The following is a 26,139-nucleotide window of genomic DNA, read 5'->3' as shown; positions in this document are numbered from 1 at the left end:
ATCGCGACCCCGGCCAAGAAGGACACCGGCCCCGCCACCCGCGACATCGACGAGGTCGTCCTGCTGCTCGGCGTCGAGGACGTGAAGGCCACCCGCCAGTACTACGTCGACCGGGGCCTGACCGTGGCCAAGAGCTTCGGCGGCAAGTACGCCGAGTTCACCCCCGGCCAGTCCAGCCAGGTCAAGCTGGCCCTCTACAAGCGCCGCGGCCTGGCCAAGGACCTCAACGTCCCCGCCGACGGCACCGGCTCGCACCGCATCGTCCTCACCGGCACCGCCGACACCTTCACCGACCCCGACGGCTACACCTGGGAGAGCGCCGCATAGCCCGCGCCCGCGCCCGCGCCCGCGTCACCGCCCGGGCCGGCCGGGGCACCTGCGGCTGCCGGACCGTGCGGCGCGCAGGTGCCCCGTCCCCGGTTGCGTGCGGAGGGCCCCAGTGCGGAGTGCCTCAGTGCGGAGGGCCCCAGTACAGGGTGCCTCAGTTCGGGCGGCGGTCCGGGTGCGAAGTCCCGCAGAGGGCGTCGTCGACCAGCCTGCTCTCCGCCTCCGCCACGCGCAGGATGTCGTCCGTGGAAGCGGCGACGACGCCCGACAGCGAGACCATGACGCTGCGCCGGCCGTCGGCGGTGACGCCGGTGGCGGTGATCCAGCCGGCATCGCCGCCCTCGTGGCCCCAGTACACCCCGCCGCAGGACAGCGGGCGGGAGAAGAGTCCCAGCCCGTCGCGGGCCCCCGGCATGAACTTCTCGAACTCCTTGCCGACCCGGACGGTCCGCTTCATCTGCTCCAGCTGCGCCTGCGGCAGGAGCCGGCCGCTGAGCAGAGCCCGGAAGAAGCGGTTGAGGTCCTCGGTGGTGGAGACGAGCCCGGCCTCGCCGTTGATGCCCTGGCCGACCTGCTCGGTGACGTCCACCAGCGGCTCCCCGGCCCCGAACCGCTGGTAGGTCCGGGCGTGCGGCTCGGGCAGCGCGGGTGAGGGAGCCGGCCGGAAGGTGTGGTCGAGGCCGAGCGGCCGCACGATCCGGTCCCGCACCTCCTCGTGCCAGGGGTGCCCGGTGACCCGTTCGATGATCATGCCGAGCAGGACGTACCCGGTGTTGCCGTAGCTCCAGCGCGTGCCGGGCCGGAAGTCCGGGCGGTGGTCCATCGCCCGGGCGACGGTCTGCTCGGGGGTGTAGGAGTCGAAGCGGTGCTGCCGGAAGTCCTCGGCCGAGGTGTAGTCCGGATAGTCGTCGTGGATGCCGCTGGTGTGCTGGAGCAGGTGGCGGACGGTGATCCGGCGCCCGTCGTTGCCGTTGCCGGACACCACGCCGGGCAGCCATCGCTCGACCGGGTCGTCCAGGGCGATCCTGCCGTCGCCGACGAGTTGCAGGATCACGGTGGCCACGAAGGTCTTGGTCACGCTGGCGATCCGGAAGTGGCCGTCCGCAGGAACGGGCGTACGGGCCGTCAGATCGCCGACGCCGCTGGTGGCGGTGAGGTTCCGGCCGTCGGAGGTGACCAGGCGGACCTGCACCCCCGTCACGCCGAGCGCGGTGACCGCATCGGCACCGCGCTGCAGCCGGGCTCGGTCGTCGCTCTGCAACCCGCTCCGGTCCTCGTGCTGGAGCCCGCTTCGGTCGTCGTGCTGCCCGGCGGCCGTCGCGGCCGGCCCGCCGGTGGACAGGGCCACGGTCACGACGGCGGCCAGTGCCAGGTGCCGCCGCACGGACCGGCCGCGCCGCCGCGGTGAATGCATCGGAGAGTTCGTCATGGGCAGTGACGCTAGGCCGGGTCGGGGCGACCGCGCGGTACCGCCCACCGCCGGAAATTCGGGGTAGTGGGCTGTAGTGCCAGGCACCCCGGCCGTGCCGCAGACTTGGCCGGATGAACCACCTCCGACCCGGCCGGCCCCCGGCGACCCGGCGCGCCCTGGGCTACCTCCTGGCCAACCTGGGCACCGCCGCTCTCACCCTGCTCGCCCTGCCGGTACTCCTCGTCCCGGCGGCGGCCCGCCCCTACGCGTCCTGGCACCGTCGCCGCGCCGAGCGGCTACTGCGCCGTCCGCCGTCCGCTCCCGTCCGGGTCGGTCCGTGGCGGGCCCTCGGGTGGCTGGGCGCATCCGTGGTGACCGGTCTGGCGTTCGGGCTCGTCACGGTGCTGTGCGCGGGCAACGCGGTGACCACGGCCGTCACCGTGCCCCTGTGGTGGGCGCTGCCCGCCGGCACCCGCGCGGGCGGCTTCGCCGCCGGTGTCCCGCTGACCGGGTGGGGCACCGCGCTGACCCTGGGGACCGCACAGTTCCTGGTCCTCGCGGCCCTGACGTACTGGCTGGCCCCCCTGCTGGCACGCGTGCACGCCCGGATCTGCGTCGCGCTGCTGTCCCCCTCGGCCGCCGACCGGCTTGCCCAGCGCGTGGAGACGCTGACCGAGACCCGGGCCGGCGCGATGGACGCGCACGGCGCGGAACTGCGCCGGATCGAACGCGACCTGCACGACGGCGCCCAGGCCCGCCTGGTGGCCGCCGCGATCCGGCTGGGCGTGGCCCGCGAACTGCTGGACGAGGACCCCCGGACGGTGGCCGGACTCCTGGCCGAGGCACAGGAGAACACCGAGGAGGCCATGGCGGAACTCCGTGCCGTGATCCGGACGATCTACCCGCCGATCCTCGCCGACCGCGGCCTCGCCGGGGCACTGGCCGCACTGGGCGCCCGGTCCGCGATCGACACCACCCTCGACATCGGCACCCTCGGCGCCGTCCCCGCCGCCGTCGAGGCCGTCGCGTACTTCACCGTCGCCGAAGCGCTCACCAACGCCGCCAAGCACAGCCGGGCCACCCGGACCGCCGTCCGCGTCGCACGCACCGGCGACCGGCTGTCGATCGAGGTCACCGACGACGGAATCGGCGGCGCCGACGAGACCCGGGGCACCGGCATCACCGGGATCCGCCACCGCGTCCGGGCACTCGACGGCACCGTCCGCCTCCACAGCCCGCACGGCGGACCCACCACGATGACGGTGAGCCTGGCATGCGCGTCGTGATCGCCGAGGACAACGTCCTGCTCGCCGGCGGACTCGAACTGCTCCTCACCGCCAAGGGTTTCCACGTCGCCGCGATCACCCAGGACGCCGCCGGATTCCTCGCCGCCGTCGCCGAGCACCGCCCCGACGTCACGATCGTCGACGTACGCCTACCGCCGACCTTCCGCGACGAGGGCATCCATGCCGCCCTCCACGCCCGCCGCCGCCACCCCGGCCTGCCCGTACTCGTCCTCTCCCAGTACGTCGAGCAGCAGTACGCCGGCGAGCTGGTCTCCGACGGGCGCGGCGGCGTCGGCTACCTGCTCAAGGACCGGGTGAGCCGGGTGAGCGAGTTCACCGACGCACTGCGGCGGGTCGCCGCCGGCGCCACCGTCATGGACCCCGAGGTCATCGGGCAACTCCTCACCCGCCCCACCCGCGACCCCGTCGCGGCCCTCACACCGCGCGAACGCGAGGTCCTCGCCCTGATGGCCGAAGGACACGACAACACCACCATCGGCACCCGACTCGTCATCACCGACAACGCCGTCCACAAGCACATCGGCAACATCTTCGCCAAGCTCGGCCTGTCGCCCGCCGACAGCGGCCACCGCCGCGTCCTCGCCGTGCTCACCTACCTCAGCCACCGCTGATGCGGGTCGGTGCCCGGCCGGGCACGGGGGCTGCTGTCACGGTCGGCGTCAGGGCGTGCCGGCGGGCGCGGGCGGCGGCACCGGCGGGCCGGTCAGCAGGGTGCCATCCTCCGCGTACGGCCAGCCGTTCGGCACGCAGCCGTGCAGGCCCTTGATCTGCTGCATCATCACCGGCGCCGGGGCACCTCGGCCGGGGCACTCGACGTGGCCCTGGCCGAGGAAGTGCCCGACCTCGTGGTTCACGCTCAGGGCGTGGTACAGCTCGGGCTTGCCGACGTAGAACTCCGACAGCTCCGTCCAGCGCTTGAGGTTGATGACGACCTGCCGGCCCGCCGCACAGTTCACCCAGCCGCCGGTGTCCAGCCCGTACTGGCCGCAGATCCGGTCCGTGGACTCCGGACTGGCCAGGTAGACCGTGAAGTCCACCGGATCCGCGGCCACCCGCTGGAACGACCGGGTGCCGTCCGCGGCCCACCCGCGACGGGTGTCCCCGAGGATCCGGTCCACCTCGGCGGCGAACTGCGCCGGGCTCACCCCCTTGATCCCGTCCTCCGCCCGCACCTTGTACCGGAACAGCTGCCCACCGCTCCCGAAGCGCTCCGAGCCGCCGGCCGCCGTCGTGAACGCCAACGGCTTCGGCCCCTCCTCGGCCCACGGCCGCCACCACAACAGCCCCGCCACCACGGCGACCACCACCGCCAGTGCGATCGCGGCATACCCCGCCCGCCCCTTCAGGGCCGGCGCCTTCACCCGGCCCACCGCGCACGGCAGCCGCGTATCGCGGCACGCGCGGGCAGCACACCGACCGGACATGCTCGGGCCATCAGAAGAACGGTCACGCCCATGGACACGCTCCGACCCCACCCCGCGGTTCAGCCTCCGCGCCGCCATTGTTCGCGAGGCCGCGGCGCCGACCGCCGCGCGGTGGCGCCGGGGCGCAGCTCGCCCCGCGGCCGATGTCGGAACACCCGCCTACGGCGCGGCCGGCGGCACTGCCCGGCGGACCTGTGCGGGGGTGTGGCTGTAGTGGGCGGCGCCGCGTTCCACGGCGACGACGCGCAGGCGGGGGTTGTCGGCGAGCGAGCGCAGGTCGCCGTCCTGGACGACGGTGTCCCCGACGACGGCCACCTCGACGAGGGAGGGGTGGCCCGCGAGCGGGGCGAGGGAGTCCAGGGGGCCGCAGTTCTCCAGCACCAGCCGCTCCAGGCGGGGCAGTCGAGCGGCGAACTCCACGGTCGGGGTCTTCGCGCCGACCAGTCGAATCTCTTCCAGCCGTTCGGCGGCGGCCAGTTCGGCCGTGTCGGTCAGCCGGCCGTCGTAGATCCACAGGGTCTGCAGCCCGGGCAGGCCGGCCGCGCCCGTCAGGGAGAGTTCGCCGGTCCGCTTGATGCACTCGACCCGCAGGAACCGCAGGTTCCGGCTCCGGCACGCCGAGCACCTGCGGACTCAGCTGCGAACGGCGCGGACGTGGTCGGCCGACAGGTGGAGCTCGTACGGCAGGCAGCAGTCGGAGCAGAGGGTCGCGACGAGGGTTCCGCAGGCGCACAGCTGGTTCATGCCGCCGTTCGGGGTCGCTCCACAGCAGGCGGGTGACGCGTGCTGCAGTTCCAGACCGCGGGCGTCGTCCGGGTTGATGACGATGTTGCCTCGCGGGCCCCGCGACACGAGCGGCCTGCCCTCGCTCAAGCGCTCCCCCAGACGCGGCATCACCGGCCCGCGGACCTCGGCGACGACCAGGGGCGGGCCGTAGGGTTGCGTCTCGATCGCGTAGTGTCCCGACGGCACGGTCGCCGGCGACGGACCGCGTTCGTCGGTCTCCCACCACGGGTGGTACGGAGCCTCGGGAACCGCAGGCAGTCGCGTGAGCGCCCCCGTCAGCGGGACGCCGCACGTCCCGCACACGAACACGAGCGCGTCCGTCGCAGTGCCCGCGTCGACGGGATCCACGGGTCGGGCGGCCGACCCGCGCTCCGGATCGCCGCTGCCCTGCGCCTGCTGTCGCTGATCGTGCATGTGCCGACCGTACGCGGCACGCTCCCGGGCGCGGCAACCACCCCACGGCGACAGCCCGCGGATCGGCCGGGCCCTTGTTCGGGTACCTCGGCACGGGTCCCGGCCCGGGTGTGCCACGCTCCCCCCATGGATCAGTCACGCCAACGGAGCCCGCGCCCAGCAGTGGTTGTGCGACGGGGGCGCGGAAACGATGCGGTGGCGGATCGAGCGGCAGGGGGGCAACACCTACCGCATCGTCAACGTCAACAGCGGCAAGTGCCTGGAGATCGCGGACGGCAGCTACGAGGACGGTGCGCGGGCACAGCAGTGGGCGTGCGAGAACCTGCCGGTGATGCGCTGGTACGTGGAGCCGCAGGACGGCGCGTGGATGATCTACAACGAGGAGACGCTGCGCTGCCTGGAGATCGCCGACAGCAGCCTCGCGGACGGCGCCCGGGCGCAGCAGTGGGCGTGCGCCTACATCGCCACCCAGCTGTGGGACATCCTGGAGTGACAGAGCGTGTGTGGCGGTCGGCACCGGGGGTGCGAAGCAGCTGACGGTGCGCCGCACCTGCCGGCCGCGGGTGACGCGGGGCGTCAGCGGAGGGCTGGCCTGCGGACGAAGGCGTCCGTTGCCGCGTTGGTGTCGCCGGGGACCAGGTCGGCGGCGTCGGAGTCGAACAGGACGTAGCGGCCGCCCGGGCTCACCGCCGAGCCGGCCGACCCCCCGGTGGCCACGGTGCCGGCCGGCGTCGCGCTGACCAGCTCGGTCGTCGTCCGGAGCGGCCCGGCCGGCGCAGCGGGCGCAGCCGGGGCGGCGTGGGCGGGCACCGCGACGCCGGCCACTGCTGCGGCGGCCACCGCGGCGGCGCGGCGCACCCGTGCGGTCCCGGTCCGACCCCTGCGGTCGGCTCGCCCGGTTCGGTCGGATCGTTCCGTACGGCGCATGCCGGTTCCTCCCCTGGTTGTCCGGCTCATCTCCCCCGCCCGGCGCGCACGGCCGGGCTGCCGCCTCCCCGGCGACATCCGGCGGCCCGCGGCAGCCTGCGGCGGCCCCCGACCCGAGCCAACCCGGGGACGCCCCCGGAGGTCAACGGCCCGGCGCCGGATCGGCCACAACCGTCCTGCGATTCACCCGGATCGGGGCGCCGTGCCCGCACCGTGGGGCAGGAGGGGCGGACGGTGCACCCGTCGCCCGGGCGGTCGTCGAAACCGAGTCCCCCGCGTGCGCGGTGGAGAGCCGGGCGGCGTCACGGGCCCGCCCGGCGCGGGGCGGGTTCAGCCTTCCTGGGCGAGGCCGCGGTCGGGCGCGCTCATGTCGCCGGTGGCGGGCGTGCCGTCGGCGCGTGCGTAGCGCAGGTACACGGTGCCGGTGGGGCCCGCTGCCGGCGCTTCGAGGAGGGTGACGTTCGTCGGCACCGCGCCGCTGTCGAACACCTTCTTCCCTACGCCGAGCACGATCGGGTGCACCCACAGGTCGAGGCGGTCGAAGAGCTTCTCGCTCAGGAGGGTCTGGACCAGGTTCAGGCTTCCGACGACCCGCACGTGCTCGTGCCGGTCGCGGATCTCGCGTACGGCGGCGGCCAGGTCCGGACCGAGCTGCGTGGAGCCGGCCCACGGGAGGTCGGGCCTGCCGCGGGAGGCCACGTACTTGGGGATGCGGTTGAAGAGCGCGGCGAAGTCGCCGTCCTCGCCGCCCTCCTGGTGCGGCCAGTAGGCGGCGAAGATGTCGTAGGTGCGCCGGCCGAGCAGCAGGGCGTCGGTGCCCTCGTACGCGGCGGCGATCTGCGCCCCGGTGACCTCGTCCAGCAGGGGTGCCTGCCAGCCGCCGAACGGGAACCCCTCCGGGTCCTCGTCGGGGCCGCCGGGCGCCTGGCCGACGAGGTCCAGGGTCGCGAACATCTCGATGTGGATGAGGCCCATGTGCCACTCCCGATTCCTCGAAGAGCACGTGCCGGCGGGTCGTCGAGCGCGCAGCACGGTGCCCTGCTCATGCCGCCGGGCCGGGGAGCGGCACCGGCACTCGCGCCCACGATAGATCAACGGCCGGGTCCGGACCGGGTGGCCGGACCGTGTCCGGGGCCGTCGTCCGGACCGGCCCCCGACGGCAGCCCCGCACCACGCCCCCGCACCGCACCCCCGACGGCAGCCCCGCACCACGCCCCCGCACCGCACCCCCGCAGGCAGCCCCGCACCGCACCCCCGGGCGGCGGCCCGGGCGGCGGCCACCCCGATCGACGGCAGCCCCGGTCGGCGGCTACTCGTCGAGGGGCCAGGCCAGTGCGGTGTTCGGTTGCAGGAACTGCTCGGCCCAGATGATCTTTCCTTCGGGCGTGTAGCGGACGCCCCAGCGTTCGGCGAGCCGGGCGACCAGGAACAGGCCGCGGCCGCCCTCGTCCTCGTCGGCGGCGTAGCGCAGGTGCGGCGCGGTGCTGCTGGTGTCGGACACCTCGCAGATCAGGGTGCGGTCGTACAGCATGCGCACCCTGATCGGGCCGGTCGCGTAGCGGATGGCGTTGGTCACCAGTTCGCTGAGCACCAGCTCGGTGACGAAGGCGGCCTCGTCCAGGCCCCACTCGGCGAGCTGCCGGGTGGCGTCGGCACGCGCCCGGGCGACGGCCGCGGGGGTCGCGGCGACCTCCTGTTCGGCGATCCGATCGGGTTCCAGGACACGGGTCCGGGCGACCAGGAGGGCGATGTCGTCGGTCTGGCGGTCGGGCAGCAGGGCGTCGAGGACGGCGTCGCAGACCTCCTGGGGCGACCGGTCGGGTTGGGCCAGGGTGGCGGTGAGGACGTCCAGGCCGACGCCGATGTCACGGGTGCGGTCCTCGACGAGGCCGTCGGTGTAGAGGACCAGGCTGCTGCCCGGCGGCAGCCGCACCTCCAGGGCCTCGAAGGGCATCCCGCCCAGGCCGAGCGGCGGACCGCCGGGCAGGTCGATGACCTGCACCGTGCCGTCCGGGTGGACGAGGGCGGGCGGGGGGTGCCCCGCCCGGGCCAGCGTGCAGACGGCCGTGGTGGGGTCGTAGATGGCGTACAGGCAGGTGGCGCCGGTGATCGCGGGCTCCCCCTCGGCCGCGGCCGTCTCCTGGTCGATGTGGTTGACCAGTTCGTCCAGGTGTCCGAGGAGCTCGTCCGGCGGCAGGTCGAGGGTGGAGAAGTTCTGGACGGCGGTGCGCAGCCGGCCCATGGTCGCGGCCGCGTGCAGGCCGTGCCCGACCACGTCGCCGACGACGAGCGCGACCCGGGTGCCCGGCAGCGGGATCACGTCGAACCAGTCGCCGCCCACCCCCGCCTGGGCCGGCAGGTAGCGGTGCGCGACGTCGAGGGCGCTCTGCTCGCGCAGCGCACGGGGCAGCAGGCTGTGCTGCAGGGTGACGGCCATCGTGTGCTCGCGCGTGAAGCGGCGGGCGTTGTCGACGGACACGGCGGCCCGCGCGGCCAGTTCCTCGGCCAGGGACAGGTCATCCTCCTCGAACGCCCCCCGGTCCCTGCCGCGCCAGAACCCGGCGATGCCCATCAGCACGCCCCGCGCCGTCAGCGGAACGGCGATCAGCGAGGCCAGTCCGAACTCCAGCACCGCCCGGGTGCGCTCGGCGTCCTGCATCCGCCACCCGGCGTCGGTCGCCAGCTCGGAGACGATCGCGGAGTGCCCGCTGAGGAAGCCCGCCGCCTGCGGGGTGCTCGCGGCCCACCTGACCTGCTCCTCCGGCGGGTACAGCGGCGAGTCGTCCCGCGGGCCGGTGAGCGCCACCCGCCGCAGCTCCACCGGGGCGCCGGCGGCCAGCGTCCGCGGCTCGTCGCCGTGCAGGACCTCCTCGGCGAGGTCGACGGTGGCGTAGTCGCAGAAGTCCCGGGCGGCCAGCTGGGTGAGCTCCTCCGCGGTGCGCCGGACGTCCAGGGTCGTGCCGATCGCCACGCTCGCGTCGTACAGCAGCCGGAGCCGGCCGCGGGCGACCTCGGCCCGCCCCGCGAGGGCCAGCAGTTCGGTGGAGTCGCGCAGGGTGGTCACGCTGCCGGCCGGACCTCCCCCGCTGTCGGTGGGGCGGCTGTTGACGGCCAGCAGGCGGTCGCCCACCGGGAGCACCTCGTCGGAGACCGCATGGTCGGCGAGCAGCAGTTCAGTCGTCCGGGGGGCGAGGCCGAGGTCGGTGACGAGGCGCCCCTCCGCGTCGGGGGGCAGGTCGAGCAGTCGGCGCGCCTCGTCGTTGGCCAGCATGACCCGGCCGTCGCCGCCGACGATCGCCACGCCCTCCCGCACGGCGTGCAGCACCGCGTCGTGGTGCTCGTACATCCGGGTCATCTCCTCCGGCCCCAGACCGTGGGTCTGCCGCAGGAGACGCCTGCCCACCAGCGCCGTACCGGTGGTGGCCAGGCCGAGCGCGACCGCGCCGGCGCCGAGCACGACCGGCAGCTGGCGGTTGAAGGCGCTGCTCACGTTGTCGACCTTCATCCCGGACGACACGATGCCCACCACCGCACCACCGGGGTCCTCCACCGGGACCACCACCTGGTACTCCTCGCCGAGCGGGCCGTTCACGTGCTCGATGGTGACCTGCCCCTCCAGCGACGGCCCGATGGTGCCGACGAACTGCTTGCCGATCTGCTCGGGCTGGGGATGGGTGTAGCGGATGCCGTTGCGGTCGGTCACCACGATGAAGTCGACCTTGGCGTCCTCGCGGGCCGCTTCGGTCAGCGGTTGGAGCACGGCGGTGGGGTCGGGGCCCTCCAGCGTCGACACCAGGCCGGGGCTGTGGGCGAACGACTCGGCCGCGGCGAGCGAGCGGTCGCGCGCCGCGGCGAACCGGTCGCTGCGGGACTGGATCAGCAGCACGACGACACCCACGACGACGAGCAGCAGCACGATCAACACCTGCAGCGCGAACATCTGACCGGCGACGCTGCGGATGCTCATCGCCGACCACAGGCTCCGCGCCGACGGCTCCGGCGAGCCCGGGCGCGGGCGACGCCGCCCGCGACGGCCGTCCGATCGGTGCGGGGGCCGCGGGTCGGGGCCCGTGTCTCTGGCCATACACCCATGATCCCGCCCCGGGTCGAAGGGGACACATCGCGGACCGGCCCGCCGCGCTGTGTCCCCGCCCGCGCACGCACCGCTGCGCCGCTCCTCGACCACCGCTCGGCGGCCGGGAGCCGGCGTCCGCGGGCGACTCGCCACCGCCGGCCGTACGGGACGACCATGGTGGTGCACGCACGACCGCCGCCACCCGGAGGAAGTGAGTCCCATGGCCGCCGTCTCCGCCCTGGTCCCGCTCGGGACACCCGCGCCGGACTTCTCGCTGCCGGCGATCGACGGCCCGACCGTGGCGCGGGACGACTTCGCCGCCGCCCCCGCCCTGCTCGTGGCCTTCCTCTGCAACCACTGCCCGTACGTGCGGCACGTCGAGCAGGCCTTCGGCGAGCTGGTCGGCGGCTTCCCGGACCTCGCGGTCGTGGGGATCTGCACCAACAGCCCGGCCGTCGCGCCCGCGGACGACGCCGACGGCCTGCGCGCCCAGATCGCGCGCACCGGGTGGAGCTTCCCGTACCTCGTCGACGCCGACCAGTCCGTCGGCCGGGCGTACCGGGCGGCCTGCACGCCGGACTTCTTCCTCTACGACGGCGCCCGCGAGCTGGCCTACCGCGGCGCGCTGGACGACTCGACGCCCGGCAACGGCCGACCGGTCACCGGGGACCTGCTGCGGCACGCCGTCGGCCTGGTACTGGCCGGCCGCCCCGTCCCGGAACCGCACCGGCCGAGCATGGGCTGCTCCATCAAGTGGGCCTAGCCTGCCCACGTGCTGCGTACCGGTGACCGACCGCGCGGGCTCGCCGCCCGGCCCTCCGCCCGCCCGGGCACGCCCGCGCTCTCCCTGGCGCAGCTCAAGGCCGTCGTCGCCGCTCCCGCCTGGCGGGGCTGACCCGCGACGCGTGACGGCGGGACCGTTGCCGGGGCCCGGAACGGCGGCGAGTCCCGCGCCGCCGGGTTCACGCCTGGCCGGGCGGGAGCCAGGTGTCGACGGCCGTCTGCAGGGCGTCGAGGCCGGTGAAGAGGTGTCCGTCCATGCCGAGGGCCCGGGCGGCACGGACGTTCTCCTCCCGGTCGTCGACGAAGAGGAAGTCGGCGGGGGCCGCGTGCATGGCGGCCACGCAGTGGTGGAACGCGGCCGGGTCCGGTTTCGCGGCGCGGATCCTGCCGGAGAGGGCGAGGTGGTCGAGGTCCTGCAGCCAGGGCTGAGCGGCGAGGAAGGCGTCCGCGTGGTCCGCGGGGATGTTGGAGAGCAGGGCGACCTCGGCGCGGCCCCGCAGCGACCGGGCGTAGGCGGCCATGTGCTCGTCGACGCGGGACCAGCTGTCGATGTCGGCGAGCCGCAGGTCCTCGATCGTGCGGGGGTCGGCGGGCCGGGAGAGCTGCTGCAGGACCGTGCTCCAGTACTCGGCGGCGGTCCGGTGTGCCGCGTCGTAGGGCGCGCGGGCGGACCAGTAGGCGTGGGCGAAGTCGTCGGCGGGGGCGCCGCAGCGGGCGGCCATCGCCGCCAGGGCACCCGGGCGCTGGTGGAGGGCGATGACCCCGAAGAGGTCGAACAGGACGATGCGTCGGGCGGACATGTACTAACTCTCCGGGGGTCGTCAGGGGCGGCGGTCGAGGACGCGGGCGAGCGGGCCGAGGGCGGCCGTGGGGTCGGGCCCGGCGGGGGCGAGGACGACGCTGGTGGCGCCGGCGGCGTGGCGGGCGGCGATGGCGGCGCGCGCCTGGTCGGGGGTCCCGGCGATACTCAGGGCGCGGACCCACTCGGCGGGCATGGTCCGGGCGAACACGTCGCCGTCGGCGCTCGCGGCGCGGTGCGCGCGTAGTTCGGCGGCGAACGGCAGCGGCTCGATGTGCGGGGCCCAGTCGGGCTCGCCGATCGCGGCCAGACCCGTGCGGGCCCGGTCGAGCGCCGCGTCCTCGTCGTCGTCGACGGCCGCGAGATCGTAGGTGACGACTACCGGGCCGTCGGCGGTGGTGCCGGCGCCGAACTGGGCGAGCGCGGCGGTGATGTAGGCGGGGTTGGCGGGTTCGGCCAGCAGCAGTCCGTCGGCGACCTCGCCCGCCGCCGCCAGCGACCTGGGGCCCCGCACGCCGAGCACCACCGGCGGCGGGACGTCCGGGCCCTCCGTCAGCGCCACGCCTTCGCACTGCACGTACCGGCCGGCGGCGGGTCCGGGCTCGCCGCGTAGCAGGGTGCGCAGCGCGGTCGTGTACTCGCGCAGCAGGGTGAGCGGGCTGGCGGGCCAGGAGCCGACCGCGCGCATCCAGTCGGGCATGCCGTGTCCGATGCCGGCGATCAGCCGGTGGGGGTGGAGCTGGGCGAGGGTGGCGAGTTCCGTCGCTGCGAAGCAGACGTTGCGGGCCCCCGCGGGCATGATGCCGATACCGACGGTGATCCGGTCGGTGGCGGCGAGCACGGTCGCGGCCTGGGCGATCCCGCCGCGGTAGCCGAGGTCCTCGACCACCCACAGCTCGTCGAAGCCCAGGTCGGCGGCGCGGCGCGCGTACGGGACCACCTCGCGGGCGGGCAGGTCGCGCGGGAGCAGGACTCCGACCCGGTGGCGGGTGGCGCGGGTGTCGGTGCGGGACATCGGGGGCTCCTCGGGGCTGCGGTCCGGCGGTGGTGGGCGGGTGCTGGCGGTGGGCGGCCGGGCGGTCAGGGGCGGCTGTGTGCCACTGCGGGTGCGGTGCGGTCGATGTCGGCACGGCCTGCGGGTGCGGGTGCGGGTGCGGGTGCGGGTACGGGTGCGGTGCGCAGGATGCCGGCGGCTGCGGCGGTGGCCGTGCACAGCAGGGTGAGCAGCAGGAACGTGTGGTTGAGCGCGGTCAGGTGGGTCAGCCAGCCGATGACGGCGGGGCCGGCCAGCATGCCGACGTAGCCGAGGCCGGCGACGCGGGAGACGTTGGCGCCCGCCGCGGCCGGGTCGGCGTGGCCCGCGGCGCTGAACAGCTGGGGAACGCATCCGGACAGACCGAGGCCGAACAGGGCCCAGCCCGCGAACGCCGCCCAGACCCAGGGCGTCAGGGCCGCCAGGGTGATGCCGACGGCGGCCGTCGCCGCGCCGTGGCGCAGGACCGCCGTCGGCCCGTACCGGGCGGACACCCGGTCGGCGAGCAGCCGGCCGACGGTCATCGCCGCTGCGTAGGTGCCGAACGCGGCGGCCGCGGTGCCCGCCGGGGCGCCGAGGACGTCCTTCAGGTGCAGGGCGCTCCAGTCGTTGGCGGCGCCCTCGCTGAGCATGACCATCAGCGCCAGCGCGGCGAGCACCCGGATCCGCCTGCGGGCTGCGCCGTCGGCTGCGGTCCCGGACGCTTCGGCGCCGTCCCCGGACGCGGCGGACGGCGGGGGCGCAGCCGTGGGCGCGGCTGCGGGCGCGGGCAGGAGGCTGCGTGCCGCCAGCAGGGCGGTGGCGATGCCCGCGGCTCCGAGGGCGCCGAGGGTCGCGGCCGGGCCGAGGCCGGCGCCCGTGGCCGCGGCGGCGGCGAGTGCGGCGAGGACGCCGCCGACCGAGAAGGTGGCGTGGAACCCGGACATGACGGGACGCCGGTAGGCCTTCTCCACGTGGACGGCGTGGGTGTTCATGCTCACGTCCAGGCAGCCGTTGGCGAAGCCGAAGACCACCAGCGCGCCGGCCAGTGTCCAGGGTTCGGGGGCGAGGCCGGGCAGCACCAGGGTCGCGCCGCACAGGGCTCCGGAGGCCGGCACCACCGTCCGGGCGCCGAGGCGGTCGGCCAGGCGGCCGGCCACCCGCATGCCGGCGAAGGCTCCGAGGCCCAGCAGCACCAGCAGGCCGCCGAGCGCGGCGTGGCCGATGCCCACCCGGGTCTCGACGGCGGGGATGTGCACCACCCACGCGCCCACCAGGGTGCCGTTGAGGACGAAGTAGACGTAGGTCGCCACACGGGCGGCCCGGAGCGAACGTTCCATGCGTTCGACCATAACGAACAGCTCGGATGTTTGAAAGACAGCCGATCGAACAAGTTGATTGTTCGATCGGAAGTGCGGTTCAATCTCGGTATGAGCAACTCGGATCGGCACGCCCTGATCGTCCAGGCCGTCAGGAGCGCGGGCAGCGCCACCGTCCCGGAACTCGCCGGGCTGACCGGCGCCTCCGAGATGACCATCCGCCGCGATCTGGAGGCCCTCGCCGCCGAGGGCGTCCTCGAACGCTTCCGGGGCGGGGCCCGCATCCGGCTGCTCAGGGGCGAGGAGCCGCCCTTCGCCCTGCGCGCCCGCGAGGCCGTCGACGCCAAGCGCCGGATCGCCGCCGCGATCTCCTCGCTCATCGCCGACGGCGAGACCGTCGTCCTCGACAGCGGCACCACCTGCCTGGAGGTCGCCCGCCTGCTGCGCGAGCGCCCGGTCACCGTGATGCCGCTGTCCCTGCAGGCCGTCCACCTGCTCGGGGACGCGCCCGGACCGGCCACCCTGATCGTCCCCGGCGGGCGGCCCCGCGCCGCGGAGGGCGCCCTCACCGGTCCGCTCACCCTCGCCTCCCTGGCCGCCCTGCGCTTCGACACCGCCGTCGTCGGCTGCTGCGGCCTCAGTGCGGCCGACGGCCTGACCTCCTACGACCTCGACGACGCCGCGGTGAAGAAGGCCGTCATCGCCTCCGCCCGCCGGACCGTCGCCGCGGCCGACGGCAGCAAGCTCGGCCGGACCGCCTTCGCCCACGCGGGCCCCGCCGCGCTCCTGCACACCCTCGTCACCGACACCACCGCCCCGGCGGACGAGCTCGCCGCCTTCGAAGCCGCCGGCGTCGCCGTCAAGGCCGTCTGACAAGCCACCTGACAAACCACCTGAGAAGGCAGGCCGTCCGACCGAGCGACCGGCCTGCGCGGCACGGGGCCGGGGCCCGGACGGGGCCGGGGCGGGGCGGGGCCGGGGCGGGGCGGGGCCGGAGGGCTCAGCGGGCGCCGTCGCCCTTCGGGAGGAGGAAGTCCAGCAGGACCTGGCGGCCGGTCTGCGAGGTGAGGCTGCCGTAGGCGTCGTCGAAGGCGTGTTCGGCGAAGGGGAGCACCTTGACCGTGGTGTCGACGTCCTCGGCCCGGAGCCGGGCGGCGAGATCGCGGACGGAGCCGGGGAGGGCGCTGCGGTCGCGGTCCCCGACGACGAGCAGGGTGCGCGGCAGGCCGCGGCGGACGTCCTCGACCGGGGAGACCGACCGGTAGCGCTCGGGGAACTGCTGCGGGGTGCCGCCGGTGAAGAGCTCGGCGGCGTCGCGGGTGCCCGCCACGTCGTGGTCCCACATGGCGGCGACGTCCGTGCCCGGGTAGAAGCCGACGACGGAGTGCGGCGGCTGCGGGGCGGCGCCGTCGGAGGTGGGCAGGGTGCCGTTGCGCAGCCGGTAGGCGGTGTTGAGCGCCAGGGTGCCGCCGGCCGACATGCCGCCCAGGGAGACCCTGGCCGGGTCGATGCCGTACGCGCCGGCATGGTCCCGCACCCAGCGCAGCGCGGTCGCCAGGTCCTGCGGGGCCTGGTCCCAGGTGGGCGCGCCCGGGGCGGCCAGCCGGTAGTCGACCGCGACGACGGCGACCCCGTGGTCGGCGAGCCAGCGGCCGGTACCGCGCAGGTCGCTGCGGTCGAAGGTGTGGAAGCCGCCCGCGTGCGCCAGGACGACGGCCGGCGCCCGGCCCGCGCCGCGCCCTCCCGGCAGGTACAGGTCCGCCTCCAGCGCCTGGTCCCCGCGCTTCGCGTAGGTGGCGGTGGTGTCCGGCCGGACGTCCGGGTAGGCGAGTTCGGTGAGGACGTCACCGAAGGAGACCCGCACCCCCGTGCGCCGGGCGTCGGCGAACTGGACCCCGGCGACGACCAGCGCGGCGGCGGCCGCCACGGCGGTCACCGCGGTGAGCGTCCGGCCCCAGCGGACCAGCCCGCAGCGCCGGGCAAGCACGCCGAGCGCCGTGCCGAACAGCGCGAGCGCGGCCGTGTGGAACGGGTACTGGCCGCCGATGACCGGGCCGATCACACCCGCCTTGGGAATCGCGGGAACGTACGCGCCCAGCATGATCGCGGCCGTCAGGAAGGCCGTCAGCGAGCCGACGAGCGCGAGGACGAGGCGCAGCGCCCTGCGCGGCCACCGGACGGGCGCGGGTGCGGGCTCGGCTGCGGGCCCGGGCGCCGGCGCGACTGCGGGCTCCGCGGACCGGGCGGGCTCGGCGGGCTCGGCAGAGTGCGCGGGCTCGGCGGAGTGCGCGGACCCGCCGGGCCGGTCGGGTTCGGTGTCCGGGAGGTTGGGCACGGTGACGCTCCAGTGCGTAGGCGGCGTGGGCCGGGGATGCGCGGCCGGACCGTGGTGCCCGGGCGCACCACGACTCTCGCGCCCTGCGCCCCCGTCCGGCGTCCCCCGCCGGAGCCGTCCTCGGGGGTAGCTCCTGAGGGGGACGCCCCGCCCCGCCCCCGTTCCGCTACCCGGGCGGCGAGGCGGGGGTGACCAGCCCGCTCTCGTACGCGAAGACGGCGGCCTGGGTGCGGTCGCGCAGCTGGAGCTTGTGCAGGATCCGGCCGACGTGGGTCTTGACCGTCTCCTCCGCGACGGTCAGCCGCTCGGCGATCTCGGCGTTGGACAGGCCTTCCGCGATCCGCCGCAGCACCTCCGTCTCCCGCGTGGTGAGGCGGTCGACCGTCACCTCGCCGGCGTGCCGCGGGCCGTGGCCCAGACGGGCGAACTCGGTGATCAGCCGCTGGGTCAGGGCGGGCGAGAGCAGGGCCTCACCGCGGGCCACCACCCGGACGGCCTCGGCGAGTTCGAGGCCGGAGGCGTCCTTGAGCAGGAAGCCGCCGGCCCCCGCGCGCAGCGCCTCGTAGACGTACTCGTCCAGGTCGAAGGTGGTCAGGACGAGGATCCTGGTGCGGGACCCGGGGCGGGCGGTGATCCGCCGGGTGGCCTCGATGCCGTCGAGTCCGGGCATCCGGATGTCCATCACCACGACGTCGGGGTTCAGCTCGTCGGCCAGGGCGACGGCCTGCGTGCCGTCCGCGGCGGTCGCGACGACCGCGATGCCGGGCTGGGCGTCGAGCAGGACGGAGAAGGCCTCGCGGACCATGGCCTGGTCGTCCGCGATCATCACACGGATCGTCATACGGGGGTGTCCTCGTTCCTGTGCCGGGTCTCGTCCGGGTGCCGGGTCCGGTCGGTGTCCCGGGGCTGGTCATTGCCCCGGTCCGTGCCCGGGCGGGCCGGCCCGCCGGGTGGGGCGGGCAGTTCGGCGGCGACCTCGTAGCCGCCGTCCGGTGCGGGGCCGGCGATCAGGTCGCCGCCGAGCATCGCGGCGCGTTCGCGCATCCCGGTGAGGCCGTGGCCGGCTCCCGGCGACGGGGGCGCGGTGCGGGCCGGCGGGCGGTTGGTGATCCGCAGGCGCAACGCCTCCCGGCCGTAGCCGAGCTCCACGCGGGTCTCGGCGCCGGGGGCGTGCCGCAGGGCGTTGCTCAGCGACTCCTGGACGATCCGGTACGCCGACAGCTCCACGCCCGGCGGGAGCGGCCGCGGCGGTCCGACGATCCTGGCGGTGACCGGGAGCCCGGCTGCGCGCACCTGGTCGAGCAGGCCGTCGAGCCGGGCGAGCGAGGGCTGCGGCGGGGCGGGGGCGACCGGCTGCCCGGGGAGGAGGACTGAAGAGCCCGCCGGGGTGGGGCGCAACACCCCCAGGAGGTTGCGCAGTTCGGCCAGTCCCTCCCGTGCGCCGGCCCGGATCGCGGTGAGCTCCGCCGCCAGTGCGGGCGGCGGGTCCTGGACCCGGTAGGGTGCGGCCTCGGCCTTGATCGCGATGAGCGACAGGTGGTGGGCGACCACATCGTGGAGTTCGCGGGCGATCCGGGCGCGCTCCTCCAGGACGGTGCGCAGGGCACGTTCCTGGGCGGTGGCGGTGATCTGCTCGGCCAACCGGGCGCGGTCCTCGCGCCGACCACGCCGCACCGCCCCGAGGACGACGGCCAGGACGTACAGGGCGCAGGCGGCCAGCACCGTCCGCCAGGACCCGACCGGACACCCCGCCAGCTTCAGCGCCGCCCCGACGGCTGCGCCGATCACTGCCGCCACGGCGGCCGGGAGCAGCGGGATGCGCAGCGCGAGCAGCAGGAGCACGCCCGCGTGCACGAGCCAGGCCCAGATGGTGTTGTCGTGGGTGGGCGGATGGGCCAGGGCGATGACGGTGAGCAGGGCGAGGGAGAGCCAGGACGCCGCGGCGGGCCGGCTCAGCGCCACGAGCAGCGCGGCGGCGTGGACGCAGGCGAGGATCCGGGCGGTGAGGTCCGCGCCCGTGAGGCAGAAGGCGACGGCCGCCAGGACCACCAGGGCCTGTGGCAGCCGGCGCAGGCTGCGGGGCCAGGTCAGCGGGGGCAGGGGGGTCGGACGCAGGGTCAGCAGCTCGCGCCGGAGGGCGGCCACCGCGGCCCTCCGGTACGGCGGGGCCGCGGATATCTCGCTCACCGGAGCATTATCGGACAACCCGGGACGCACTCGACCGCCGGGCCGCCGGGCCCTCCCGGCGGGGCCGACGGTAGCCGAGGCCCCGAAAGCATCGCCCGGGGTCGCCCCGGAAACGCCGCCCCGGACCGCGCTCAGACCGCGCGCAGCGCCCCGGGCCGGCGGCCGGTCAGGCGGTCCAGTGCCGCGGCGGTGGCCTCGTCGGCGGGCAGGTGGACGAGCAGCCGCTGCTCGTCGTCGGCCGGCAGGTCCAGGGTCTCGTACGCCAACCGGAGCGGACCGGCCTCCGGGTGGACGAGGCGGGTCACGCCGTTGGACCGGGGCAGGCCGGCGAGGCGCTCCAGCCGGCCGGTGAACTCGGCTCCGGCGGCCACCGCCAACTCGTCCATCACGGCCGAGACATGGGGGTCGGAGCGACCCGGACCCTGCTTGAGCGCGGCGACCTGCTCGTCGGCGACGTGCTCCCAGTCCGGGAAGGCGCTCCGGGCCCGCGGATCGGTGAACACGAAGCGCGCCAGGCTCGGCCGGGCTCCGTCCAACAGGCCGATCGGTTCCGCGAGCCGTCGGAAGCCGGTGGTACTGGCGAGCACCTCGCCGAGGCGGTTGAGCAGCAGGGCGGGGGTCGGTTCCAGCCGGTCGAGCAGGGCCCGAACGGTCGGCCGGACCGCCCGGCCGGGCTCCGCCCCGCCCGTACAGCTGAACGCGCCGTCCGCCCCCTTCGCCAGCCGGTGCAGGTGCACCCGCTCGGCGGTGGTCATCCGCAGCGCGTCGCCCAGGGCGGAGAGCACCTCCACGGAGGGGCGGCGGTCGCGGCCCTGCTCCAGCCGGGTGAGGTACTCGACGCTGACCCCGGCCAGGGTCGCCAGCTCGGCCCGGCGCAGCCCGGGCGTCCGGCGGCGGGACCCGGCCGGCAGACCGGCCTCGGCCGGGGTGACGGCCTCGCGGCGCAGGCGGAGGAAGAGACCCAACTCGTTGTCGCTCACGCCACGACGCTAACAGGGCCCGGACGCCGGATCGTGGCCCTGGTACTACCACCCTCGGCCCGGCCTCCCTGGCGCGTCGGCGGCGCGGCAGATTGGTGGCACGGCCCCCGCCGGGGCCGCCGCAGGAACACCCGATCTCCCGTCAGGAGCACCCCCATGTCCAGTGACCGGCTGTCCAGTGACCGGCTCAACCTCGTCGTGCTCGTCGGCAGCGTCCGGGAGGGCCGCTTCGGCCCGGTGGTCGCCGACTGGTTCGCCGCCCGGGCCGCCGAGCACGGCCGCTTCGCCGTCGACGTGGTCGACCTCGCCGAGGTCGACGTCCCGCTCGCCCTCCCGGCCACCCCGCCCGCGATGGACCCCGCGCTGCCCCGTCCCGAGCGGATGGCCGGCCTCACCGCCAGGCTCGCCGCGGCCGACGCCGTGGTCGTGCTGACGCCCGACTACAACCGCAGCTTCCCGGCCTCGCTCAAGGCCGCCATCGACTGGTACCACGCCGAGTGGCAGGCCAAGCCGATCGGCTTCGTCGGCTACAGCGGCGCCAGCGGCGGCCTGCTGGCGATCGAGCAGCTGCGGCAGGTCTTCAACGAGCTGCACGCCCACACAGTCCGCGACTACGTCTCCTTCCCGCGCTACTACGAGCTCTTCGCCCAGGACGGGACGCTCCTCGCGCCGGAGGGCCCCGAGGCCACCGCGAAGACCATGCTGGACCAGTTGCACTGGTGGGCCGCCGTCCTCCACGACGCCCGCCGGGACCGTCCGTTCGCCGCGTAGGCCCTGTCCGGCCGCGCAGGACGGCGGGGGCGGGCGCCGGCGACAGGGCCGGCGACGGGGCCGCCGGGTCGGGCTGTCCCACCGGGTGCTGCGAACGGCCTGGTTCAGGGCCGTTCGTCGTGGTGCCCGCACACCCAGGCGAGTGCCGCGTACGCGCCGAGCGCCTGGTCCGTCCCACCCGTCCGGCCGGCGTCCGCACGGATCTGCACCGCCGCGGCCTGGCACTCGGCGAGCAGCTGGGCACGGCACGGCCCCGGCGACCCGACCGCCTCGTGCGCCGTCACCGGCGCGACGTCGCGGGTCCCGACCGCCCACCGGTAGGCGTGCAGCATGCCCTGCTCGTAGGGCGTCCAGGGACTTCGACGCGTGCTCAGCTCTTCCAGCGCGGCGAACACCTCGTCCGCCGCGCGCACCCCCACCGCCGTCGTCGTGCCCTCGGTCGTCATACCCCTGACGGTACGGCGCGGTGCGGCGGGCGTCCGGCTGCGATCGGCCGATTGCAGGACGACCGGGCGCAGCGGGCCGCCCGGCCCGGACGGACGGCCGCGAGCGCGGGAGGCCGTCGACGGGCACACCTCCGCGGGCACGGGGGGCTGTCGCCGGGCGTTGCGTCCCCGCACAATGGAGGCCGGACCGACGAGGGGGAGACGGTACGACATGGATGCGGAACTGGTGGCACTGGCATCGTCCGCCGCGACCACGATGGTCGGGCTGCTGGCGACCGACGGCTGGGAGCACGCCAAGCAGGGCGTCGCCGCGCTGTGGCGCCGGGCCCGGCCGGAACAGGCCGAGACCGTCGAAGCCGAGCTGGTGGACACCCGGACCGAGCTGCTGACCGCCCGCCGGGCCGGGGACGAGCAGGCGGAACAGGATCTGACGGCCGAGTGGCGGGCCCGGCTGCGCCGGCTGCTGGCCGCGGACCCGGCCCTCGAACACGAGTTGCGCGCCCTGCTGGCGGAGCTCGGCACGCCGCCGGACGCGGCCCTGTCGGCACGCGTGGAGATGCACGGCACGGCGTCGGACCACGCCAGGCTCTACATGTCCGGCGGTGACATGCACATCGGCGGGTCGTGACCGCCGGAGCCGCCCGGCCCGAGGTCCGGATGGAGGCGTACGCCTCCGGCTCCGGCACCATCTACTTGGCGGCGGGCAGCCAGTACGTCACCGCGCGCGACCTGCACCTGCACTTCTGGGACGGCACCCACCGGGTCCGCCGCAGCGTCCCCGGGCAGGACGGCGCGGAGGGTTCGGACGAGTGCCCCTACCCCGGCATGACCGCGTTCGGCGTCGACCGCTCGCGGTGGTTCTTCGGCCGCGACCGGATCCGCGCCCGGCTGACCGCCCTGCTGGACGACTGCCTGCGGGAGGGCGGCGAGGTCGCCGTCGTCGCCGCCTCCGGGGCCGGCAAGTCCTCGCTGCTGCGGGCCGGGCTGGTGCCCGACCTCGCCCGGGGCGCCCTTCCGGGCTCCCGGTCCTGGCCGTCCCTGGTCTTCGACCCGACCGCGCGGCCGACCGTCGCGCTCACCATGCACCTGGCGGCGCTGACCGGCGCCGACCCGGAGGACATCACACCCGAACTCGTCGGCGACCCGGGCCGGTTGGCCTGCCGTCTGCGCGCCGCGCTCGCCGACCGGGGGGCCGACCGGCTGGTGCTGGTCGTCGACCAGGCCGAGGAGCTGTTCACCCTCGGGGCGGACGAGGCCGAACGGCAGCGGTTCGTCACCGCCCTCCACCACCTGGCCGCGCCCGGCGGCCCCGCCCTGGTCGTGTACGGGCTGCGCGCCGACTTCTACACCCGGTTCGGCGCGTACCGGCCGCTGCGCGAGGCACTGGAGCGCCGGCAGGTCCTCCTCGGGCCGATGACCCGTACGGAACTGCGCGAGGCGGTGCTCCATCCGGCCCGCGCGGTCGGCCTCGACCTGGAGGAGGGCCTGGTCGAACTCCTGCTCGCCGACCTCGGCGTCCCCGCCGCCGAGGACGCCGCGAACGGCGCCAACGGCGCGAAGGCCACGAACGGCCCGGACGGCAACGGCACGGACGACGCGGAGCTGAGCGCCGACGCCGCGGGCGACGCGCCGGGCGGCGGCTACGAGGCCGGCCGGCTCCCGCTGCTCGCCCACGCCCTGCGGGTGACCTGGCAGCAGCGGCACGGCAACGTCCTCACCGTGGCCGGCTACACCGCCACCGGCCGGATCCACCGCGCCGTCGCGGAGAGCGCCGAAGCCGCCTACCGCCGACTGGACCGGCCCGGCCGGGAGGCCGCCGAGGTGGTGTTCCGCCGCCTCGTCCGGATCGGCGACGGCACCGAGGACACCCGGCGCGCCATGACCGCCGACGCCCTCGCCGAGGGAGTCGACCCCGGCGCCGCCCGGGCCGTCCTCGCCCGCTTCACCGAGCGCCGGCTGCTCACCCGGCGCCGAGACACCGTCGAGATCACCCACGAGGCACTGCTCCGCGCCTGGCCCCGGCTGCGGGACTGGGTGGAGACCGGCCGGGCCGACCACCTGTTGCGCCAGCAGATCGAGGACTCCGCCCGCACCTGGGAGCAGGAGGGGCGCGACGGCGCCCTCCTCCACCGCGGCAGCCGGCTGGAGGCCGCCCGCGGCTGGGCGGCGAGAACCGGCCGCAGCGGCCTCGGCGCCACCGCCTCGGACTTCCTGGACGCCTCCGTCCGCAGCGCCCGCCGCACCACGGCGCTGCGCCGGACCGCCCTCGCTCTGCTGGTGGTGCTGTCCCTGCTCGCCGGCACCAGCACCCTCGTCGCACAGCACCAGAGCCGCCGCGCCGACCAGCAGCGGGTGCAGGCCGAGGAGCAGCGGCGCCTGGCGGTGGGCAGTGCACTCCGGGCCCAGGCCGAGAACCTGCGGGAGAACGACCCGCAGACCTCGCTCCGGCTCAGCCTCGCCGCCCTGCGGGTCGATCCGACCGCCCAGGCCAGGGAGGGCCTGCTCACCACCCTCCGGGAGACCCGCTTCGACGGCGCATCACCCGGCCGGGTGCTCGGACCGGTGGACACCGGCGTCGAGTTCTCCGCCGACGGCCGGCTCATGGCCACCGCCGGAGCGTTCGGGAGGTCCGGCAGCCGGCCGCCCGGGCACCAGCCCGGCAGCGGCCCGGGCGCCTCCGCGCCCGCCGCCGCACCGGGACGGTTCGTGGCCCTGTGGGACACCGCCGACCCCGCGCACCCGCGCCCGCTGGCCACGGTCACGGACTTCGGCGCCGACGTGGCCGCGATCTCCCTCAGCCGGGACGGCCGACGCCTCGCCGTCGTCACCGGGGACGGCATCCGCCACCCGCAGAGCTACGAAGTCTCACTCTGGGACCTCACGGACCCGGCGCGGCCCCGGCGGCTGCCGTTCCCCGGCCGCATCGAGGAGGCGAGCGGCACGGCCTTCAGCCCGGACGGCCGCACGCTCGCGGTCGTCGCCGGGCGCGGCGCCGGCACCCTGACCCTGTGGGAGGTCACCGACCCGGCCGCACCGCACCGCCTCTCCGGGCCGACCGCCACCACCGACGCCCAGACCGTCCGGTTCGGCACGGACGGCCGCACCCTGGTCACCGCCTCCGGTGTGCTCCAGGCCGAGGACAGCTCGCTGCGCCCGGAGTCGATCATCCACGGCTCCGGCTGGCAGCTCTGGGACGTCGCCGACCCCGCGCACCCCCGGGCGGTGTCCCGGCAGCCGCTCTTCGACGGCCTGCTCGCTACCGGCGGGACGGCCCCGCTGCTGGCCGTCCGCAGGGGACGGGACGTCGTCCTGTGGGACGTCACGACCGGTGGTGCACCCCGGCGGCTCGCCCTCCTCGACCACCCCACCGACGTCGACACCCTCGCCTTCGCCCCGGACGGCCGACGCCTCGTCACCACCGCAGCCGACGGCCGGATGCGCCTGTGGGACCTCACGGACCCCGCCCGGCCCGCCGCCGCGCCCGACATCGCAGCCGGCGTCCCGGACGCGGTCGCGGTCGCGTTCACCGCGGACGGCACCCACGTCGTCGCCGTCGACCGCGACGAGTCGCTCTCGCGCTGGCGGGCCGAACCCCGCCCCGCGCCCGCGCCCACGACCGTCCTGCCGACCGGCGACCCGCGCCTCTCCCAGGCCGTCTTCAGCCCCGACGGCCGGACCCTGGCGGCGGGCGGCTTCCAGGGAGGCGTCCACCGGTGGGACGTCTCCGACCCGGCCCGCCCCCGCCCGCTGGCACCGCTGCCCGGCCAGGACGGGCGGCCGGTCGAAGCACTGGCGTTCAACCGGGACGGCACCGTACTGGCCGCCGGAACGGCCGCCGACACAGCCCTCACCACCGGCGAGATCGTGCTCTGGGACGTCGCCGAGCCCGACCGGCCGCGCCGACTCGCCGCGATCACCGTGCCCTCCGCGGTGGGCGCACTGGCGTTCAGCCCCCGCACCGCGACCCTGGCCGCCACCGGAGCCAAACTGTTCGGCGACACCTGGTTCGGCCTCTGGGACACCGGCGCACCGGTGCCGACCTCGCTCGGTCTGTACGAGCGCCTCGACCGGCTGATCGCCGACACCGACCAGCCCGGCGGCCCCGGCACCGGCGCCCCGAACCCCCGCCTCGTCCTCCCGCTGATCTCGTCCGGCCTTGCACTGTTCGGCCCGGACGGGCGGCTGCTGGCCCTGCCCCGGTCGCTCTGGGACGTCACGAACCCGTCCGCCCCCGCCCGGGTCCGCCAGGCGCCGCACCCCGCCGGCAGGCTGCGGCTCCGCACACTGACCGGCATGCGCAAGGCCGCGTTCAGCCCCGACGGGCAAATCCTGGCCACGGACGGCTGGGACGGCATCGACCTGTGGCGCCTGGACGACGGCGGCGGCGGTGTCGGCGGCGAGCCCCTGGGCACCGTCCCGCACGACCCCGCCGCACGAATCACCCAATTCGCATACCACCCCGAGGGCAGCCTGCTCGCCGTCGGCGAGGAGCACGGCGGCATCCGCCTCTGGGACGTCTCCGAACCCGCCCGCCCCGCCCGCGCGGCCCTGCTGCACATCGCCGACGGCTCCAGCCGGGACCTCCGCTTCAGCCCCGACGGCCGGTACCTCGCCGTCACCCGGACCGGGAACGGCACCGTCCAGCTCTGGCGCCTCGGCGACCTGCCCGCGATCGTCGCCGACGCCACCGCCCTCGCCTGCCGGATCGCCGGCTCCGGCCTCCCCGAGGACCTGTGGAAGGACCACGCCCCTGGCCTCCCCCACCAGGAGACCTGCCCGCCGTGACGCCCGGTGCCCGATCCCCGGCCCTGGCCCGGCCCGGGCTGCCGGACACGC

Annotated in this window: 24 protein-coding genes and 1 pseudogene; 10 read left to right on the top strand and 15 right to left on the bottom strand. The window is 75.8% G+C overall.

Annotated features, from left to right (window positions below; translation table 11 throughout):
- Positions 1-327, top strand: a pseudogene (locus tag ACWGB8_RS19420) (glyoxalase); the annotation flags it as partial.
- Between the two features lie 154 nt (positions 328-481).
- On the opposite strand, the gene ACWGB8_RS19415 reads toward ACWGB8_RS19420, so the two are convergent.
- A complete protein-coding gene (locus tag ACWGB8_RS19415; protein WP_452214736.1) occupies positions 482-1,675 on the bottom strand; it encodes a serine hydrolase domain-containing protein in 1,194 nt (397 codons plus the stop codon).
- Positions 1,676-1,869: 194 nt separating this feature from the next.
- Between ACWGB8_RS19415 and ACWGB8_RS19410 the strand changes: the two genes are divergently transcribed.
- A complete protein-coding gene (locus tag ACWGB8_RS19410; RefSeq protein WP_452214735.1) occupies positions 1,870-3,024 on the top strand; it encodes a histidine kinase in 1,155 nt (384 codons plus the stop codon).
- Complete coding sequence (locus tag ACWGB8_RS19405; protein WP_452214734.1) at positions 3,012-3,656, top strand: response regulator; 645 nt, start codon at positions 3,012-3,014, stop codon at positions 3,654-3,656. The genes ACWGB8_RS19410 and ACWGB8_RS19405 overlap by 13 nt, the downstream gene beginning before the upstream one ends.
- A 48-nt stretch (positions 3,657-3,704) precedes the next feature.
- On the opposite strand, the gene ACWGB8_RS19400 is transcribed toward ACWGB8_RS19405, so the two are convergent.
- The 3 genes from ACWGB8_RS19400 to ACWGB8_RS19390 all read right to left on the bottom strand — a co-directional run bounded on the left by ACWGB8_RS19400 (position 3,705) and on the right by ACWGB8_RS19390 (position 5,669).
- Entirely contained in the window at positions 3,705-4,406 is a 702-nt protein-coding gene (locus tag ACWGB8_RS19400) for a DUF3152 domain-containing protein (protein ID WP_452214733.1), read from the bottom strand.
- Between the two features lie 222 nt (positions 4,407-4,628).
- Positions 4,629-4,889: a hypothetical protein gene (locus tag ACWGB8_RS19395; protein ID WP_452214732.1), complete on the bottom strand. Its 261-nt coding sequence runs from the start codon at positions 4,887-4,889 to the stop codon at positions 4,629-4,631.
- A 213-nt stretch (positions 4,890-5,102) separates the two neighbouring features.
- A complete protein-coding gene (locus ACWGB8_RS19390) occupies positions 5,103-5,669 on the bottom strand; it encodes a hypothetical protein (RefSeq protein WP_452214731.1) in 567 nt (188 codons plus the stop codon).
- On the opposite strand from ACWGB8_RS19390, the gene ACWGB8_RS19385 reads away from it, so the two are divergent.
- Complete coding sequence (locus tag ACWGB8_RS19385) at positions 5,668-6,162, top strand: RICIN domain-containing protein (protein WP_452214730.1); 495 nt, start codon at positions 5,668-5,670, stop codon at positions 6,160-6,162. The genes ACWGB8_RS19390 and ACWGB8_RS19385 overlap by 2 nt on opposite strands.
- 83 nt (positions 6,163-6,245) lie before the next feature.
- Here ACWGB8_RS19385 and ACWGB8_RS19380 read toward each other — a convergent pair whose 3' ends face one another.
- The 3 genes from ACWGB8_RS19380 to ACWGB8_RS19370 form a co-directional block, all read right to left on the bottom strand.
- The gene (locus tag ACWGB8_RS19380; RefSeq protein ID WP_452214729.1) at positions 6,246-6,527 is read right to left on the bottom strand and encodes a hypothetical protein; all 282 of its coding nucleotides are present in this window, start codon (positions 6,525-6,527) and stop codon (positions 6,246-6,248) included.
- Positions 6,528-6,926: 399 nt separating this feature from the next.
- Positions 6,927-7,571, bottom strand: a complete 645-nt coding sequence (locus ACWGB8_RS19375) for a dihydrofolate reductase family protein (RefSeq protein ID WP_452214728.1) — start codon at positions 7,569-7,571, stop codon at positions 6,927-6,929.
- Positions 7,572-7,905: 334 nt separating this feature from the next.
- On the bottom strand, positions 7,906-10,563 hold the full coding sequence (locus ACWGB8_RS19370) for a SpoIIE family protein phosphatase (RefSeq protein WP_452214727.1): 2,658 nt from the start codon (positions 10,561-10,563) through the stop codon (positions 7,906-7,908).
- Positions 10,564-10,891: 328 nt separating this feature from the next.
- Between ACWGB8_RS19370 and ACWGB8_RS19365 the strand changes: the two genes are divergently transcribed.
- Positions 10,892-11,434: a thioredoxin family protein gene (locus ACWGB8_RS19365; protein ID WP_452214726.1), complete on the top strand. Its 543-nt coding sequence runs from the start codon at positions 10,892-10,894 to the stop codon at positions 11,432-11,434.
- A 9-nt stretch (positions 11,435-11,443) separates the two neighbouring features.
- Positions 11,444-11,566, top strand: coding sequence for a hypothetical protein (locus ACWGB8_RS19360; protein ID WP_452214725.1), 123 nt, complete (start codon positions 11,444-11,446; stop codon positions 11,564-11,566).
- A 67-nt stretch (positions 11,567-11,633) separates the two neighbouring features.
- Here the strand turns inward: ACWGB8_RS19360 and ACWGB8_RS19355 are convergent, their stop codons facing one another.
- The 3 genes from ACWGB8_RS19355 to ACWGB8_RS19345 all read right to left on the bottom strand — a co-directional run bounded on the left by ACWGB8_RS19355 (position 11,634) and on the right by ACWGB8_RS19345 (position 14,605).
- Positions 11,634-12,254 carry an HAD family hydrolase gene (locus ACWGB8_RS19355; RefSeq protein WP_452214724.1) on the bottom strand — a complete coding sequence of 207 codons (621 nt, stop codon included), beginning with the start codon at positions 12,252-12,254 and terminating at the stop codon, positions 11,634-11,636.
- Between the two features lie 21 nt (positions 12,255-12,275).
- Positions 12,276-13,268, bottom strand: coding sequence for an LLM class flavin-dependent oxidoreductase (locus tag ACWGB8_RS19350; protein ID WP_452214723.1), 993 nt, complete (start codon positions 13,266-13,268; stop codon positions 12,276-12,278).
- A gap of 65 nt (positions 13,269-13,333) precedes the next feature.
- Positions 13,334-14,605, bottom strand: coding sequence for an MFS transporter (locus tag ACWGB8_RS19345; protein ID WP_452214722.1), 1,272 nt, complete (start codon positions 14,603-14,605; stop codon positions 13,334-13,336).
- 90 nt (positions 14,606-14,695) lie between these two features.
- On the opposite strand from ACWGB8_RS19345, the gene ACWGB8_RS19340 reads away from it, so the two are divergent.
- Positions 14,696-15,457 (top strand): DeoR/GlpR family DNA-binding transcription regulator, encoded by a 762-nt coding sequence (locus tag ACWGB8_RS19340; RefSeq protein ID WP_452214721.1) that lies wholly within the window; start codon positions 14,696-14,698, stop codon positions 15,455-15,457.
- Positions 15,458-15,584: 127 nt separating this feature from the next.
- Here ACWGB8_RS19340 and ACWGB8_RS19335 read toward each other — a convergent pair whose 3' ends face one another.
- From ACWGB8_RS19335 to ACWGB8_RS19320, 4 genes are all read right to left on the bottom strand, one after another.
- Entirely contained in the window at positions 15,585-16,919 is a 1,335-nt protein-coding gene (locus tag ACWGB8_RS19335; protein WP_452214720.1) for an alpha/beta hydrolase, read from the bottom strand.
- 166 nt (positions 16,920-17,085) lie between these two features.
- On the bottom strand, positions 17,086-17,760 hold the full coding sequence (locus tag ACWGB8_RS19330) for a response regulator (RefSeq protein ID WP_452214719.1): 675 nt from the start codon (positions 17,758-17,760) through the stop codon (positions 17,086-17,088).
- The gene (locus ACWGB8_RS19325; RefSeq protein ID WP_452214718.1) at positions 17,757-19,106 is read right to left on the bottom strand and encodes a sensor histidine kinase; all 1,350 of its coding nucleotides are present in this window, start codon (positions 19,104-19,106) and stop codon (positions 17,757-17,759) included. Before ACWGB8_RS19325 ends, ACWGB8_RS19330 begins: the two co-directional genes overlap by 4 nt.
- A gap of 131 nt (positions 19,107-19,237) precedes the next feature.
- The gene (locus tag ACWGB8_RS19320; protein WP_452214717.1) at positions 19,238-20,086 is read right to left on the bottom strand and encodes a helix-turn-helix domain-containing protein; all 849 of its coding nucleotides are present in this window, start codon (positions 20,084-20,086) and stop codon (positions 19,238-19,240) included.
- Between the two features lie 156 nt (positions 20,087-20,242).
- Between ACWGB8_RS19320 and ACWGB8_RS19315 the strand changes: the two genes are divergently transcribed.
- Positions 20,243-20,857, top strand: coding sequence for an NADPH-dependent FMN reductase (locus ACWGB8_RS19315; RefSeq protein WP_452214716.1), 615 nt, complete (start codon positions 20,243-20,245; stop codon positions 20,855-20,857).
- A 104-nt stretch (positions 20,858-20,961) separates the two neighbouring features.
- Here ACWGB8_RS19315 and ACWGB8_RS19310 read toward each other — a convergent pair whose 3' ends face one another.
- Positions 20,962-21,303, bottom strand: coding sequence for a hypothetical protein (locus ACWGB8_RS19310; protein WP_452214715.1), 342 nt, complete (start codon positions 21,301-21,303; stop codon positions 20,962-20,964).
- Between the two features lie 211 nt (positions 21,304-21,514).
- Here ACWGB8_RS19310 and ACWGB8_RS19305 point away from each other — a divergent pair, with 211 nt between their 5' ends.
- On the top strand, positions 21,515-21,931 hold the full coding sequence (locus tag ACWGB8_RS19305; protein ID WP_452214714.1) for a hypothetical protein: 417 nt from the start codon (positions 21,515-21,517) through the stop codon (positions 21,929-21,931).
- Positions 21,928-26,088, top strand: a complete 4,161-nt coding sequence (locus ACWGB8_RS19300; RefSeq protein WP_452214713.1) for an nSTAND1 domain-containing NTPase — start codon at positions 21,928-21,930, stop codon at positions 26,086-26,088. Before ACWGB8_RS19305 ends, ACWGB8_RS19300 begins: the two co-directional genes overlap by 4 nt.
- The last annotated feature ends 51 nt before the right edge of the window (positions 26,089-26,139 follow it).

It is taken from the genome of Kitasatospora sp. NPDC054939 (genome assembly GCF_053610105.1).
The sequence above is the reverse complement of the archived record's forward strand: the minus strand, read 5'-3'. Positions and strand labels throughout refer to the sequence as shown.

Bases quoted from the DNA above. Each gene is read 5' to 3' on its own strand.
- ACWGB8_RS19370 (WP_452214727.1), bottom strand. From the start codon at position 10,563: ATGAGCATCCGCAGCGTCGCCGGTCAGATGTTCGCGCTGCAGGTGTTG.
- ACWGB8_RS19350 (WP_452214723.1), bottom strand. From the start codon at position 13,268: ATGTCCCGCACCGACACCCGCGCCACCCGCCACCGGGTCGGAGTCCTG.
- ACWGB8_RS19385 (WP_452214730.1), top strand. From the start codon at position 5,668: ATGTGCCGACCGTACGCGGCACGCTCCCGGGCGCGGCAACCACCCCAC.
- ACWGB8_RS19340 (WP_452214721.1), top strand. From the start codon at position 14,696: ATGAGCAACTCGGATCGGCACGCCCTGATCGTCCAGGCCGTCAGGAGC.
- ACWGB8_RS19410 (WP_452214735.1), top strand. From the start codon at position 1,870: ATGAACCACCTCCGACCCGGCCGGCCCCCGGCGACCCGGCGCGCCCTG.
- ACWGB8_RS19310 (WP_452214715.1), bottom strand. From the start codon at position 21,303: ATGACGACCGAGGGCACGACGACGGCGGTGGGGGTGCGCGCGGCGGAC.
- ACWGB8_RS19405 (WP_452214734.1), top strand. From the start codon at position 3,012: ATGCGCGTCGTGATCGCCGAGGACAACGTCCTGCTCGCCGGCGGACTC.
- ACWGB8_RS19390 (WP_452214731.1), bottom strand. From the start codon at position 5,669: ATGCACGATCAGCGACAGCAGGCGCAGGGCAGCGGCGATCCGGAGCGC.
- ACWGB8_RS19345 (WP_452214722.1), bottom strand. From the start codon at position 14,605: ATGGAACGTTCGCTCCGGGCCGCCCGTGTGGCGACCTACGTCTACTTC.
- ACWGB8_RS19365 (WP_452214726.1), top strand. From the start codon at position 10,892: ATGGCCGCCGTCTCCGCCCTGGTCCCGCTCGGGACACCCGCGCCGGAC.
- ACWGB8_RS19305 (WP_452214714.1), top strand. From the start codon at position 21,515: ATGGATGCGGAACTGGTGGCACTGGCATCGTCCGCCGCGACCACGATG.
- ACWGB8_RS19375 (WP_452214728.1), bottom strand. From the start codon at position 7,571: ATGGGCCTCATCCACATCGAGATGTTCGCGACCCTGGACCTCGTCGGC.
- ACWGB8_RS19330 (WP_452214719.1), bottom strand. From the start codon at position 17,760: ATGACGATCCGTGTGATGATCGCGGACGACCAGGCCATGGTCCGCGAG.
- ACWGB8_RS19355 (WP_452214724.1), bottom strand. From the start codon at position 12,254: ATGTCCGCCCGACGCATCGTCCTGTTCGACCTCTTCGGGGTCATCGCC.
- ACWGB8_RS19315 (WP_452214716.1), top strand. From the start codon at position 20,243: ATGTCCAGTGACCGGCTGTCCAGTGACCGGCTCAACCTCGTCGTGCTC.